Source organism: Mycobacterium interjectum (assembly GCF_900078675.2).
In the GTDB taxonomy this organism is placed as follows: domain Bacteria; phylum Actinomycetota; class Actinomycetes; order Mycobacteriales; family Mycobacteriaceae; genus Mycobacterium; species Mycobacterium interjectum.
Window position 1 is genome coordinate 1,294 of the sequence record NZ_LT546236.1, and the last position, 13,437, is coordinate 14,730.

The following is a 13,437-nucleotide window of genomic DNA, read 5'->3' on the forward strand; positions in this document are numbered from 1 at the left end:
CTTGCCAACACTCTTGTCAGGACGGCGGAAGCGCGCCCGCCTCGCCGGTCGCCGGATGATCGGCGACGGCCGCATCGCTGCCTGGCCGTCGGGCGCGCGCCCTGAGTGCGGCCACGCCGACAACCGCGACTCCGGCGACCGCCCAGCAGGTGAGCGCGCTGATCGCCCGGCCCGCGCCGGCGCCGTCGAAGAACGCGTTCGAGCGCAGCAGCGTGGCCGTAGCGCCCTGGGGCAGATACTGACCGAAGGTGCCCCAGCCGCTCGGCAGCATCTCGGGCGCACTGGTCAGCCCGGACAGCGGGTTGCCCAGCAACAGCGCTATCGATGACCCGACGGCCAGCCCCGCTCGCCCGAACAACGAGCCCAGGCCCAGAACCGCCAGGCCCGCGCCAAGCATCCCGAGCAGCAATCCTGCGGCCACGCCCCACATGTTCTGGTCGATCGAACCCAGGACATCGCGCATCACGATCGCGAGCGTTGCCGCGGCCGCGAGCGAAAACACTGCCATTGCACCGACTCTCGTCCACGGTCCGCGCGGAAACAGCAGCATCAGGGCGATCGCCGGCAGCAATCCGGCCAGGGTGATCGGCAACGTGGATGCGGCCATCCCGGCGCCACGCGGATCGTTGACCGTCGGTGGCGCTAGGTCTTCAGCGCGGACCGAGACGCCCGCGCGACGGCCGAGCTCGTTGCCCATTTGCGTGATCAGTTGCGCCACAACAGGACTGGCGCCCGTGGCGGTCAACACCACAGGACCGCCGGCCCCGAACGCGATGCCGCCGTATTGATCGCGGTTCCGGATCGCCGCGCGCAGCGCCGTCGCGTCCGGGTAGCTGGTAACCCGAAATGCGCCGGGTGCGTTCTGCTCGAGCACGTCGGCGATCTGACGCGCCTGCGGACCGACCGCGCCGATCGGCACCTCGTGAGGCTTGCTGCGGGCCGCCGGCAACGCGAACGCGATCGCGATGACCGCCAGCGCGACAGTCATGACGATGACGGCCCCAGTCGCGCGGGCCAGCACGTCGATCGTTGCCGGCGGCTCCGCGTGACGGTGGTTCCCAGCGACGTTTTCAATCACTGGTGAATTCATGCTGCGGAGTCTACAACCGCCACCTAACCTTTTCAATAGTTGTTGAAATGATATGGTTCGCAGGTGTCGTCACCTGGGGGAATGAACAAGCGGCGCGGCAGGCGCCAGGGCGAACCGGTATCGCGCGACGTGGTCCTTCGCGCTGCCAAGCGGCAGTTCGCCAAGCGCGGCTACGACAAGACAACGCTGCGAGCGATTGCCGACGATGCGCGAGTGGATCCCGCGATGGTCCTCTACCTCTACGGCTCGAAGGCGGCGTTGTTTCGCGAGTCGATGAAGTTGGTGCTGCCGTCCGACCTGCTGACGACGGCGATCGCCGAGAAAGACGACGATCTGGGTTGCCGCGTCGTGCGGGCCTACCTCAGCATCTGGGAGCAGCCCGATACGGCCGCGAGCATGGCCTCGATGGTGCAGTCAGCCACGTCGAACAGCGATGCCAACGACGCGTTTCGCGGTTTCCTGCATGACTATCTACTCACCGCGGTGTCCAGCGCTATGGGCGGTGGCGACGAAGCGCGACTGCGCGCGATGCTGGCCGCGACCAACCTCGTCGGCACCGCAATGCTGCGCTACATCATGCGTGTGCCGCCGCTGTCGTCGCTCGAAGTCGATGAGGTCGTCCGGTTGGTGGGCCCCGCAGTGCACCGGTTCCTGACCATGCCCGCCGACGAGCTGGGGCTGGACCCGCGGTCGCACAACCCCGCCAGGGCAAGGCAGGTGCCTGCCGCGCGGCCACCGAGGTAGCCTCGGCTACACCGCGATCGCCTCGACGATGCTGAGCGGCGACACGGTGTCGAGGACGCGGTTCAACCGGAAACCGGATTGGTCGCACAGCCGGCCGTACTCGTTCGCGGTGCGTTCGCGCGCGCCGGCGACGACCAGCATCTCGATGTCCACCCACTTGCCGTGGAAGTCGCGGTCGTGGTCGGGAATGACGAACTCGCAGAGCAACAGTCGCGCGCCGGTGCGGGCCGCGGCGCGGACGTTCTTCAGAATGCGGAGCGCGTCTTCCTCCGGCCAATCGTGGATGACGTTCTTGAGCAGATACGCGTCGCCGCCCTCCGGCGCGTAATCGAAGAACGAGCCCTCTTCGATCCGGACGCGGTCGTCGACGCCGTACTTGCGAAACAACTCCGGGGCGGACGCCACGACCTCCGGGAGATCGAACAGCACTCCGCGCGAATCCGGAGCCGTCTGCAGGATCGCCGCCAACAGACGACCGTGCCCCCCACCGACATCGACGATCGTTCCGAACGCACTGAAGTCATAGGCCGCGGTCAGGGGCACGGTCGCGAACGCGGACAGATTGGTCATGGCGGAGTTGAAGATTGCACCCAACTCCGGTTCGTCGGCCAGGTATTCGAAAACCGGCTGGCCGCGAAGCTCTGGGACCACCGGATTCCCGTTCCGGATCGCCTCGGTCAGGTGGCTCCAGTGCTCGCGATGCTGAGGCGACCCGACCCACCGCGCCATCCCGGCCATGGAGACGGGCGCATCGGTGCGCAGCGTTTCCGCGAGCGGGGTGAGTGCGTAACGCCCGTCGCTGCCCCTGCGGAAGATCCCGATGCCGATCAACGCGCGCATGAGTCGTCGCAGCGCGTCGGCGTCTGTGCCCACCCGGTCTGCCAGCTGTTCGCCGGACAGCGCGCCGTCCGCGAGGGCATCCGCCAGGCCGAGATCCGCTGCGGCCGTGATCGATTGAGCGACCCAGGCGCCCATGATCAATTCCAGCATCACCGCCGCGGGCGGCGTGGTGGGTTGCTGCGGCTGCGAGGGGTGGTGGTTGGCGCCTTGCAGGCGGGGCGCGGCCCCGGCCGCCGGAACCTTCGACGTCAAGTGACTGCCCCTATCGTTCATGTCGCGCGCGATGGACACCGCACAGAAACTATGCCCGCAAAGCCGTAATATTTCAATAGGAATTGAAATTCTGGGCGATGAGGGTGCAACCAGGCCCGCCCGGACCGGGCTTTAGGCATTTCGTCGACCCGGTAAATCTGCAGACAAAGTGCGAGTAGGGGCCTGCGGAATTACCGGCTCGACGAGACGGGGGCGCTACCAGTTGGTGACCATGACGGTGTTCACCAGCAGGGCGCCAATGGCGTTGACCGCCAGCCACAACCGGTGCGACCGGACCGGCAGCAGGGCCGGCGCCGCGGTGAGCCAGATGGTGAACGGCAGCCAGATCCGTTCGACCTCGGCCTTGCTCAGCATGCTCAGGTCGGCGAAGACGATGGCGGCCAGCATCGCCAGCAGCATCAGGTGCAAGCCGGAACGGCGCCGGATGGCGGCCGGGTCGAACAGCCGGCTGATCCCGGCGACGCTACCCAGCCCGATCGCGCATACCACGCACGCCAGGTTGGCCCAGCTCCAGTACTGAAACGGGCGGTCCTTGGCGATCCCCTGCCAATAGCGTTGCTGCACAAGGGTATAGCCGTCGAACCAGTAGAACCCCGCGACGGCGAACGCCACCGCCACCGCCAGCGAGGTCAGCGCCGCGGGGCCCAGCGCGCGCAGCACCGCGCGCCAGTCGGACGCCGAAACCAGCACCGCCAATGCCGGCAGGCCCAGCAGCACCAGGCCGTAACTGAGGAAAACGCTCCAGCCCAGCAGCAGGCCGGCCCCCGCCGCGACCAGCGCGGGGAACCGGACACGGCGGTGCACCGCCACGGCCAACAGGGCCAGACCCCAGGCCGCGACCCCGGCGAAGTATCCGTCGGCCGAGACGGCGACCCAGATCGCCGTCGGCGCGACCGCGACGAACGGCGCCGCCAGGCGCGCGGTGCGTTCGTCGGCGAGCGCGCGTACGGCGATCACCACGGCCGCCGCCGCGCTGGAACCCACCAGCAGGCACAGCAGCCCGGCCCAGGCGCCGCCGTGCAGCCCGATCCGGTCCAGCCACACGAACGTCAGGAGCGCGCCCGGCGGATGCCCCGAGACGTGCGTGGTCCACGAGTTCGGTTGGTAGTCGACGATGCGGCTCGAGAAGGTGCGGACGGCGGCGGGGATGTCGGTGATCGTCGGCACCTGCGACAGGTACTCGTCGCGGGTGGTCAATCGCCCGGCGAAGCCGCGCTGCCACCCGTCGATCATCGCCAGCGCAAACGCCCACACGCAGGCGGTGGCCCAGGTGCCCATCGTCAGCGCCCGCCACGAAAGGCGTTGCGCCACAACGGGACCCCACGCCACCGCGGCCACGGCGATCAGAATCGCCGGGCCGGTACCCCAGCTGGCGTGGATCTCCCACGCCCCGAAGATCGGCGAGGCCCCGGCGTGGGTGCCGAACCGCTCCTGGCCCACGTCCAGCCGCGGCCGCACGCCCCAGTGCAGGCGCGGCAGCACGAACGCCGCCGCCACCAGGACCACCCCGGCCGCGACGGCTGCGGACTCGCGTCGCGCCACCCTCACGACCGACCAGCCTATTGAGCGCCCGCGCCGGCGAACCGGCGGACCAGCGCGGCGCGGTCCACCTTGCCGATGCCGCGGCGCGGCAGCGCCTCGACGACGTGCAGCTCGCGCGGCGCGGCGGTGGGGTTCAGCGTGCGCGCCAGGTGGGTCCGCAGGGCCTGCAGCGTCGGCGTGTCGCTGCCGTCTCGCACGACGATCGCGGCGACCACCCGCTGCCCCAGCCGGTCGTCGGGGAGGCCGAACACCGCGCAGTCGCCGACCGCGGGGTGGGTGCACAGCGCGGCCTCGACCGGCTGTGGGAGCACGGTCAGCCCGCCCGTGCTGATCGCGTCGTCGGCGCGGCCCAGCACGGCCAGCGCCCCGGCCCCGTCGAGGGCGCCCAGGTCGTCGGTGCGGAACCAGCCCNCCGCGTTCCATGAGTTCGTGCGCCACCGCGACGACCTCGTCGTGGCCCAATCGGCGGCTCAGCAGTGCCAGCACCGGGAAGGTATCGGTCGGCGGGACGCCGTCGGGGTATCCCGCGCGCAGCCACGAGACGATCGAGCTCAGGAATCCGTTCACTTCGCTATCCCTCCCCCCGGTGGGGCCTCGGCTGGGTGGACGATTCGATGCTACTTGTGCGGTGGCTTGGCCCCGAGGAAAGGCTGCCCGATCTGGTGCGCGACGAAGTCGCGGGAGATGTACAGCAGGGCGAAGGCGATCACCGCGACCACCACCGCGTAGATCACCCAGGCGATCCCCAGCAGCAACGGATTCTTGTGCGCCGGGGCGCCGTCAATGCTGACCTGTCCGCCGCCGATGGCGTGCAACCGCAGGCCGAGGGCGAACACCCCCGGCAGCGCGGCGCCGGCCAGCATGCTGAAGAGCAGGATCTTCAGGGAGGCCTGGTAGTTGAACCAGTCGCTGAAGTGGCTCATGAGGGGTTCCCCGCGATCACCGTGTCGTCGTCCGAGCCGGACCGGGGCGAGGCCCCGGCGCCCACCTTTGGTCCCGTATCCGACGGCGGCTTGTGTTCGTCGGCGCCGTCGAGGCCGGCGGTGAGGCTGCCTTCCCATTCGGCGTTGACGTTCTTGTGGTCGACCTTGACCCGCCGCGACCGGATGTAGATGAGGGCGGAGACGGCGACCAGCAGACCGAAGCCGATGATGGCGCCGGGGTACCCGCCGATGAGGTGCACGATCCAGTAGGTGATCGCCCCGACCAACCCGGCCGATGGGAGCGTGATCAGCCACGCGGTCACCATCCGGCCGGCCACGCCCCAGCGCACCTCGCCACCCGGCTTGCCCAGCCCGCTGCCCAGCACCGAACCGGTGCAGACCTGAGTGGTCGACAGCGCGTAGCCGAAGTGCGTCGACAGCAGGATGACTGCGGCCGAAGACGATTCGGCGGCCATGCCCTGGGGCGACTTGATCTCGACCAGGCCCTTGCCCAGGGTGCGGATGATGCGCCAGCCGCCCAGGTAGGTGCCCGCCGCCATGGCCAGGGCGCAGCACACGATCACCCACAGCGGCGGCGCCGCTTCGGTCTTGCTGACCGCGCCGTAGGACATCAGCGCCAGGAAGATGATGCCCATCGTCTTCTGCGCGTCGCCGGTGCCGTGCGCCAGGGAGACCAGCGACGCCGAGCCCCACTGGCCGTACCGGAACCCGGATTCGGTGCGCTTGGTCGGGATGCCGCGGGTGATCCGGTAGACCAGCCAGGTGGCGATCGCCCCGACCAGGATGGCCAGGATCGCGGCGACGACGGCCGGGATGAGGACCTTGGACACCAGGCCCTTCCAGATCACCCCGTGCGCGCCCACCGCGGCGAGCGTGGCGCCGACGATGCCGCCGATCAGCGCGTGCGAGGAACTCGAGGGGATGCCGAGGAGCCAGGTCAGCAGGTTCCAGACGATGCCGCCCACCAGGCCGGCAAACACCAGTTCCAGCGTCACGATGTGCCCGTCGATGAGCCCCTTGGCGATGGTGGCCGCGACGGCCGTCGACATGAACGCGCCCACCAGGTTCAGTACCGCCGACAGCGCGACGGCCGCTTTGGGCGCCAGCGCGCCGCTGGCGATGGACGTCGCCATCGCGTTGCCGGTGTCGTGGAAGCCGTTGGTGAAATCGAAAGCGAGTGCCGTGATTACGACAATGACGAGGAGGAACAAATCGATGTTCACAGCGCCTGATTCTCGTAGTAGGGGGCTTAAATTGTCGAACGGACGGATACCCGAAACGCAGGTGTACCTCGACTTGCCGTCAGATGTTAGCTGTTAGTTAACCCGGCGTTCCCTCTATCACCGCGGGTGTCGCGGCGCAGCGGATGATCCCCCGGAACCTCGACGAAAATCAGCGTGACGCCGTCCGGATCGGTGACGTGCATCTCGTGCAGGCCCCACGGTTCGCGGCGCGCCTCGCGGGCGATCGCTACCCCCCGGCCCCGCAGCTCGGCCTGGGTCGCGGCGACGTCGCGGACCTGGAGCCACAGTGCACCCGGGAAGGGCCCCCGGGAATGGTCCGGGGAGCCGTAACCGGCCAGCTCCAGCAAAGACTGCCCCGCGAAAAACACGGTGCCCGCGCCGTATTCGCGGGCTATCGCCAGCCCGATCTCGTCGCGGTAGAAGCTCAGCGACCGCTGATAGTCCGCCGGCCGGAGCAGCATCCGGCTGGCCAGGATCTCCATAGCCTCGTGTCTATCACGTCGTCGGCGGGTTTCGGCTCAACTACCGGCTTCACGGTTGGGCTGGATGCTCTGCCGCTGCATGAGGGTATTAACCCAGCGCGGGCCGAACGTATCCAGCGCCTTGGCCGCGATCGCCATCCGCGGCGCGATCCGCACCGGCCGGGTGCGCGCGGCGGTGACCATCCACTCGGCGGCCTCCTGCGACGTCAGCGCGGGCATCCCGTCGTAGGCCTTGGTCGGCGCGATCATCGGCGTGGCCACCAGCGGGTAGTACAGCGTCGTGGAGTGCACGCCCCTACGGCCCCACTCGGTTTCCACGACCCGGCTCACCGTCGACAGCGCGGCCTTCGACGCGTTGTAGACGGAGAACAGCGGCGATGCCTCCGACAGCACGCCCCACGTCGAGACGTTGATGATGTGGCCGTCGCCGCGCTCGAGCATCCCGGGAGCCAGCCCGCGGATCAGCCGCAGCGGCGCGTAGTAGTTGAGCACCATGGTCCGCTCGACGTCGTGCCAGCGTTCCAGCGACTCGGCCAGCGGCCGGCGGATGGACCGGCCGGCGTTGTTGATCAGGATGTCGATGCCGCCGAGGCGCTTCTCGACGTCGGCCACCAGCGCGTCGACGGCGTCCATGTCGGAGACGTCGCAAGGGATCGCGATGGCGGCCCCGCCGGCCTTGGCGATCCGGTCCGCCAGGTCGTCGAGCAGGTCCTGGCGGCGGGCGACGAGGACCACCGTTGCGCCTTCGCGGGCCAGCTGTTCGGCCCCGGCCTCGCCGATGCCCGATGACGCCCCGGTCAGCAGGATCCGCTTGCCGTCGAGGCCGACCGGTTTCATCGCCGGCCGGTTGACCAGGATTTGCGGCGCCGCGGGCGGTCGCATGGTCGCCAGCACCAGCTGGTCTCGGAACCTGCTAAGCGGACTCTTGCTCACGGGGGGAGTCTAGGCGGGCGCCCGAAGGCCACTCAGAAGTAGCGTGGGAACGGCGTCCAGTCCGGCGGCCTCTTCTCCAGGAAGGCGTCGCGGCCCTCCACCGCCTCGTCGGTCATGTACGCCAGCCGGGTGGCTTCCCCGGCGAACAGCTGCTGGCCCACCAGCCCGTCGTCCAGCAGATTGAACGCAAACTTCAGCATGCGTTGCGCCTGAGGGGATTTCGCGTTGATCTGGGCCGCCCACTGCACGCCGACCCGCTCCAGGTCCGCGTGCTCCACGACCTCGTTGACCGCGCCCATGCGGTGCATCTGCTCGGCGGTGTACTCCCGGCCCAGGAAGAAGATCTCGCGGGCGAACTTCTGGCCCACCTGCCGGGCCAGATACGCGCTGCCGTAACCGCCGTCGAAGCTGCCGACGTCGGCGTCGGTCTGTTTGAAGCGCGCGTGCTCCCGGCTGGCCAGGGTGAGATCGCACACCACGTGCAGGCTGTGGCCGCCGCCGGCGGCCCAGCCGTTGACCAAACAGATCACCACCTTGGGCATGAACCGGATCAGCCGCTGCACCTCGAGGATGTGCAGCCGCCCGGCGCGCGCGGCATCGACGGTGTCCGCGGTTTCGCCGCTGGCGTATTGATAGCCGGACCGGCCGCGGATGCGCTGATCGCCACCGGAGCAAAACGCCCAGCCGCCGTCCTTGGGCGACGGGCCGTTTCCGGTCAGCAGCACCACGCCCATGTCGGGTGACATCCGGGCGTGATCCAGCGCCCGGTACAGCTCGTCGACGGTGTGGGGCCGAAACGCGTTGCGCACCTCGGGGCGATTGAACGCCACCCGCACGGTGGGGTCGTCGACGTGGCGGTGGTAGGTGATGTCGGTCAGGTCGGCGAACCCGTCGACGGGCCGCCAGGCTTGCGCATCAAAGGGGTTGGCACTCAAGGCTGTCGAACTCCGTCCTTGCCGATGGTGAGGTCGCCGCAGCTGATGGTCTGCGCGGAAATCACGGCGGGGTCCTGCGCCGAGGTGGCCGTCAGGGTGTCGGATTGTCCGATGGTAGCCAGTGTGCCGTTGAGGTCGATCTCGGTGCGGCGCACCGTCCACTGGCCGTCTTCGTTCGAGGCCCGCAACCCGACGAGGTGACGGCCGGGCATGGGCGGCCCGAGGTTTCCGCATCCGATTCCGGTGCCGTTGCCACGTAGGTCCTGCAGGTCGAACAGGAACGGGGCGCCCTGGTTGTCGGAGACGGTCTGTAACCGGCAGTCGGCGAACACGTACAGGTGCGCGCCGCGGCCGTCGCTGACGATGACCTGGTGCTGACCGTCCTGCTGGGCATCGATTGCCAAGGCGGTCAAGGGGATTGGGCTGGCCGACAGCACCGGCGCGTCGGAGTTGGCGCCGCTGGCCGTCGTGATGCCGACGACCCGATCGGTGCGGCCCGAGCCGTCGCGAAACTGCCCGACCCACAACGTGTCCGGCTGGCCGTCCCAGTCCAGATCGTTGATCTGCCGCTCGGCCGCGCCGGCCGGGGCAGGCGTGCCGCCGGGCGCGCATCCCGTCGTGGCCAACGACCGCGGCGCGGGCACGCCCAGGCCGGCGGCCGCGAGCAGCGTCACCGCAAGCACGACGCGCCGCACCGCCACTACGCCGGGTCCAGTCGGAACACCGCGCAGCGGCCCGCCAGGGCCTCGAACTCCTCGGGCCGGCCGTCGGTGATCAGTCCCGCTCGCTTCATGAAGCCGACACCGGTGGGCACCTCGGTCGGGAAGGCCCGCAGAATCGGCCGCGCGTCGTCGGGCGACAGCTCCACCATCCGCACCCTCTGGACGTGGCGGCCGCGGGCGACCGTCGCCTGCTCGGCGGCGCGCGCGTTGGCCACCCAATCGGCGCCGGGGAACCCGGCGACGACGAACTGTTTCCCGTCGACGGTCATCGGGGTCACGGGCGTCGACCGGTCGCGTCCGGACTTGCGCCCCTTGACCGTCAGCACGACAGGGCTCTCGCCGCCGAAACTCATTCCGAGCCGCGACATCTGGATGAACACCTTGTTGGCCGGCTTCAGCCACCACGGCGGCCGGACCGGTTTGTCACTGCCCATGGCAGCGACGTTACCTCTGAAACGGCTCCGCACCATGGGGCTGGGGGTCGGTTGCACCGAGGGAGTCCAGCCTGTCCAGCGCTTCGGCATCGAGGGTGACGTCCGCCGCGCCGAGGTTTTCCTCGAGGTGCCCGACGGATCGCGTGCCCGGGATCAGCAACGTGTTCGGCGCGTGCGCCAGCAGCCAGGCCAGGCCGACCTGGGCGCCCGTGACGCCGAGCGCGCCGGCGATCTCGGCCACCACCGGCTGGTCGGCGACCTTCGGAAAGGCCGGGAACGACGAACCCAGCGGGAAGTAGGGCACCCAAGCGATGCCCTCGGACCTGCACAGGTCCAGGGCGGCTTCTTGTGAGCGGTCCAGCACGCTGTAGGCGTTCTGCACGCAGACGATCCCCGCGGGCAACGCCCGCCGCACCACGTCAACCGGCACGGCGCTGATGCCGATCGCGCCGATCTTGCCCTCGTCGCGCAGCGCGATCATCTCGGCGAGCTGGTCGTCGACGTCCACGATCTGGTCACCCTCGGCGGCGACGCCCGGACCGAGGTCCATGCGTCGCAGGTTGACCACCGGCACGCACTCCAGGCCGAGCTGGCGCAGGTCGTCTTCGACCGCGGCGCGCAGCTCCGCGGGCCTCTGTGCGGCGGCCAGCGGGATGGGTTCTTCGCCGGTGTAGCGCGCACCGACCTTGCTCACGATGACGAGGTCGTCCGCGTAGGGGGCCAGCGCGGCCCGGATTCGGCGGTTCACCTCGCCGGGACCGTAGAACGACGCGGTGTCGATGTGGTTGACGCCGAGCTCGACCGCGCGCCGCAGCACGCTGGTCGCGTCCTGCGATGTGGCCTCGAACAGCTGCATCGCGCCATAGCCGACGCGCGCGACGGTGGGAAAGGTTGTCATGGTGCTCCCGTCTGACACACTGGCAGGAATGCGGAGGACCCTCCGCTTGTAGCGAGCCTAGCAGAAACGGAGGAACCTCCGCTTTGGCCGAGCCGAGCCGGTCCGACGCGCGCCGCAACCGCGAGAAGCTGCTCGAGGTGGCCACCGCGGCGTTCGCCGGCGCGCGGGGCCGACCGGTGTCGCTGGAGTCGATCGCGCGTGACGCCGGCGTCGGGATCGGCACGCTGTACCGCCACTTCCCGAACCGGGAGGCCCTCGTCGAGGCGATCTACCGCGCCGAGCTCGCCGAAGTGGCCGCGGCGGCCGAACAGCTGCTCAACCGGCATCCTCCCCGGGCCGCGCTGCGCCGCTGGATGGACCGGTACGCAAGCTTCGTGGCCGCCAAGCGCGAGATGGCCGAGTCGTTACACGCGATCTTCGACTCCGGTGCGATGCAGCCCAGCCAGACGCGCGACAGCATCGTCGGCGCCGTCGACATGCTGCTGCGGGCCGGCGCCGCCGACGGCAGCCTGCGCCCCGATGTGCAGGCCGACGACGTGGTGTCGAGCCTGATCGGCATCTTCCTGGCCAGCGGTTCGCCGGAGCAGACGGGCCGCATGCTGGACCTGTTGGTGGCCGGCATCGCGGCCCGAACGTGACAGCACAGTCACGCTGGGCCACGAACGTGACCGCAACGTCACGCTCGGGGCACGACTAGCCGACCGCGCGGTCGGCGCCCTCCCAGAACTGCGCCCGCACCGACTTCTTGTCCGGCTTGCCCAGGCCGGTCAGCGGCAGCGAGTCGACGACCACCACCCGCTTGGGCGACTGCACCGACCCCTTGCGCTCCTTGACCGCGGCCTGGATCTCGGCGGTCATGGCCTCGATCGCGGCGTCGTCGCGCGGGGCGTCGGCGCGCAGCACCACCACCGCGGTGACGGCCTCGCCCCACTTCTCGTCCGGCGCCCCTACCACGCACACCTGCGCGACGGCCGCGTGCTCGGCCACGACGTCCTCGACCTCCCGGGGGAAGACGTTGAAGCCGCCGGTGACGATCATGTCCTTGACGCGGTCGACGATGTAGTAGAAGCCGTCGTCGTCCTCGCGGGCCATGTCGCCGGTGTGCAGCCAGCCGTCCTTGAACGTCTTGGCCGTCTCGTCGGGCAGGTTCCAGTAGCCCCCGGCCAGCAGCGGCCCGCTGACGCAGATCTCGCCCGGCTCGCCTTGGGGCACCGGCTGGCCGTCCTCGCCCAGCAGGGCCACGCGGGCGTACAGCGTCGGGCGCCCGCACGAGGTGAGGCGCTTCTCGTCGTGGTCCTTCTTGGCCAGGTAGGTGATGGCCATCGGCGCCTCGGACTGCCCGTAGTTCTGGGCGAAGATCTTGCCGAACCGGCTGATCGCCTCGGCCAGCCGCACCGGGTTGATCGCCGAGGCGCCGTAATACACGGTCTCCAGCGACGACAGGTCGCGGGTGTGCGAATCCGGGTGGTCCATCAGCGCGTACAGCATCGACGGCACCAGGAACGTGGCCGTAATCCGCTTCTCCTCAATGGTTTTCAGGACCTCGGCGGGGTCGAACTTGGGCAGCACGTACATCTGGCCGCCCTTGACCAGGGTGGGCAGGAAATACGCCGCCCCGGCATGCGACAGCGGCGTGATCATCAAAAACCGCGGCTCCTCCGGCCAGTCCCATTCGGCGAGCTGGATCATCGTCATGGTCGAGATGGACTGCGCGGTGCCCATCACGCCCTTGGGCTTGCCGGTGGTGCCGCCGGTGTAGGTCAGGCCGATGACCTGATCGGGCGGCAGCTCCTTGGCGGCCAGCGGCTGCGGGTCGTACTTCGCGGCCTCGGCCGACAGGTCCACGGCCACGCCCCTGAGCGCCTCGGGCACCGGGCCGATGGTGAGGATCTGCTCGAGCGAGGGCACCTTCTCCAGCAGCCCCAGCGCCCGCTCCACGAACATCGGGTTGGGGTCGATGATCAGCGAGCTGATGCCGGCGTCGGACAGCACGTAGGCGTGGTCGTCCAGCGAGCCGAGCGGGTGCAGCGCGGTGCGCCGGTAGCCCTGCGTCTGGCCGGCGCCGATGATCATCAGCACCTCGGGCCGGTTGAGCGACAGCAGCCCGACGGCGACGCCCGTGCCCGCGCCCAGCGCCTCGAACGCCTGGATGTACTGGCTGATCTTGTCGGCCATCTGACCGCCGGTCAGCGTGGTGTCGCCGAGGAAGAGCACCGGCTTGTTCTTATGGCGCTTGAGCGCGCCCACCAACATGTGGCCGTTATGGGTCGGGTTGCGCAGCAGCTCGTCCGTCATGGGGTCAGACTAGAACGTGTTGCAATTCGGGTCTGCCCGACCCTCGCACCACTACGATTCG

General features: G+C 69.5%; 14 protein-coding genes and 2 pseudogenes. 2 read left to right on the forward strand and 14 right to left on the reverse strand.

Features of this window, described 5'->3' with window-relative positions; translation table 11 throughout:
- Positions 1-16: 16 nt before the first annotated feature.
- A complete protein-coding gene (locus tag BN4348_RS01840; RefSeq protein ID WP_066906937.1) occupies positions 17-1,090 on the reverse strand; it encodes a hypothetical protein in 1,074 nt (357 codons plus the stop codon).
- A gap of 81 nt (positions 1,091-1,171) precedes the next feature.
- Here BN4348_RS01840 and BN4348_RS02065 point away from each other — a divergent pair, with 81 nt between their 5' ends.
- Positions 1,172-1,834: a TetR/AcrR family transcriptional regulator gene (locus tag BN4348_RS02065; RefSeq protein WP_066906940.1), complete on the forward strand. Its 663-nt coding sequence runs from the start codon at positions 1,172-1,174 to the stop codon at positions 1,832-1,834.
- 6 nt (positions 1,835-1,840) lie between these two features.
- On the opposite strand, the gene BN4348_RS02125 is transcribed toward BN4348_RS02065, so the two are convergent.
- The 12 genes and pseudogenes from BN4348_RS02125 to BN4348_RS03315 form a co-directional block, all read right to left on the reverse strand.
- Complete coding sequence (locus BN4348_RS02125) at positions 1,841-2,947, reverse strand: methyltransferase (RefSeq protein WP_066907030.1); 1,107 nt, start codon at positions 2,945-2,947, stop codon at positions 1,841-1,843.
- A gap of 195 nt (positions 2,948-3,142) precedes the next feature.
- Positions 3,143-4,495, reverse strand: a complete 1,353-nt coding sequence (locus BN4348_RS02215) for a hypothetical protein (RefSeq protein ID WP_066906943.1) — start codon at positions 4,493-4,495, stop codon at positions 3,143-3,145.
- A gap of 11 nt (positions 4,496-4,506) precedes the next feature.
- Positions 4,507-4,899: pseudogene (locus BN4348_RS02410) on the reverse strand (AMP-binding enzyme); the annotation flags it as partial.
- Positions 4,900-4,909: 10 nt separating this feature from the next.
- Positions 4,910-5,056, reverse strand: a pseudogene (locus BN4348_RS60270) (DUF3349 domain-containing protein); the annotation flags it as partial.
- Positions 5,057-5,106: 50 nt separating this feature from the next.
- On the reverse strand, positions 5,107-5,412 hold the full coding sequence (locus BN4348_RS02520; RefSeq protein ID WP_066906946.1) for a hypothetical protein: 306 nt from the start codon (positions 5,410-5,412) through the stop codon (positions 5,107-5,109).
- Positions 5,409-6,656, reverse strand: coding sequence for an inorganic phosphate transporter (locus BN4348_RS02895; protein WP_066906949.1), 1,248 nt, complete (start codon positions 6,654-6,656; stop codon positions 5,409-5,411). Before BN4348_RS02895 ends, BN4348_RS02520 begins: the two co-directional genes overlap by 4 nt.
- A gap of 86 nt (positions 6,657-6,742) precedes the next feature.
- Positions 6,743-7,159 carry a VOC family protein gene (locus BN4348_RS02985; RefSeq protein ID WP_066906951.1) on the reverse strand — a complete coding sequence of 139 codons (417 nt, stop codon included), beginning with the start codon at positions 7,157-7,159 and terminating at the stop codon, positions 6,743-6,745.
- A gap of 36 nt (positions 7,160-7,195) precedes the next feature.
- The gene (locus tag BN4348_RS02990; protein WP_066906953.1) at positions 7,196-8,092 is read right to left on the reverse strand and encodes an SDR family oxidoreductase; all 897 of its coding nucleotides are present in this window, start codon (positions 8,090-8,092) and stop codon (positions 7,196-7,198) included.
- Between the two features lie 32 nt (positions 8,093-8,124).
- Complete coding sequence (locus tag BN4348_RS03005; RefSeq protein ID WP_066906956.1) at positions 8,125-9,027, reverse strand: 1,4-dihydroxy-2-naphthoyl-CoA synthase; 903 nt, start codon at positions 9,025-9,027, stop codon at positions 8,125-8,127.
- Complete coding sequence (locus BN4348_RS03045; RefSeq protein ID WP_235852601.1) at positions 9,024-9,701, reverse strand: hypothetical protein; 678 nt, start codon at positions 9,699-9,701, stop codon at positions 9,024-9,026. Before BN4348_RS03045 ends, BN4348_RS03005 begins: the two co-directional genes overlap by 4 nt.
- Positions 9,702-9,727: 26 nt before the next feature.
- Positions 9,728-10,183, reverse strand: a complete 456-nt coding sequence (locus tag BN4348_RS03050) for a nitroreductase family deazaflavin-dependent oxidoreductase (RefSeq protein WP_066906959.1) — start codon at positions 10,181-10,183, stop codon at positions 9,728-9,730.
- Positions 10,184-10,193: 10 nt separating this feature from the next.
- The gene (locus tag BN4348_RS03315) at positions 10,194-11,081 is read right to left on the reverse strand and encodes an aldo/keto reductase (RefSeq protein ID WP_066906962.1); all 888 of its coding nucleotides are present in this window, start codon (positions 11,079-11,081) and stop codon (positions 10,194-10,196) included.
- A gap of 83 nt (positions 11,082-11,164) precedes the next feature.
- On the opposite strand from BN4348_RS03315, the gene BN4348_RS03350 reads away from it, so the two are divergent.
- A complete protein-coding gene (locus tag BN4348_RS03350; protein WP_066906965.1) occupies positions 11,165-11,719 on the forward strand; it encodes a TetR/AcrR family transcriptional regulator in 555 nt (184 codons plus the stop codon).
- Positions 11,720-11,774: 55 nt separating this feature from the next.
- Here BN4348_RS03350 and fadD8 read toward each other — a convergent pair whose 3' ends face one another.
- A complete protein-coding gene (gene fadD8, locus BN4348_RS03440) occupies positions 11,775-13,376 on the reverse strand; it encodes a fatty-acid--CoA ligase FadD8 (protein ID WP_066906968.1) in 1,602 nt (533 codons plus the stop codon).
- Between the last annotated feature and the right edge of the window lie 61 nt (positions 13,377-13,437).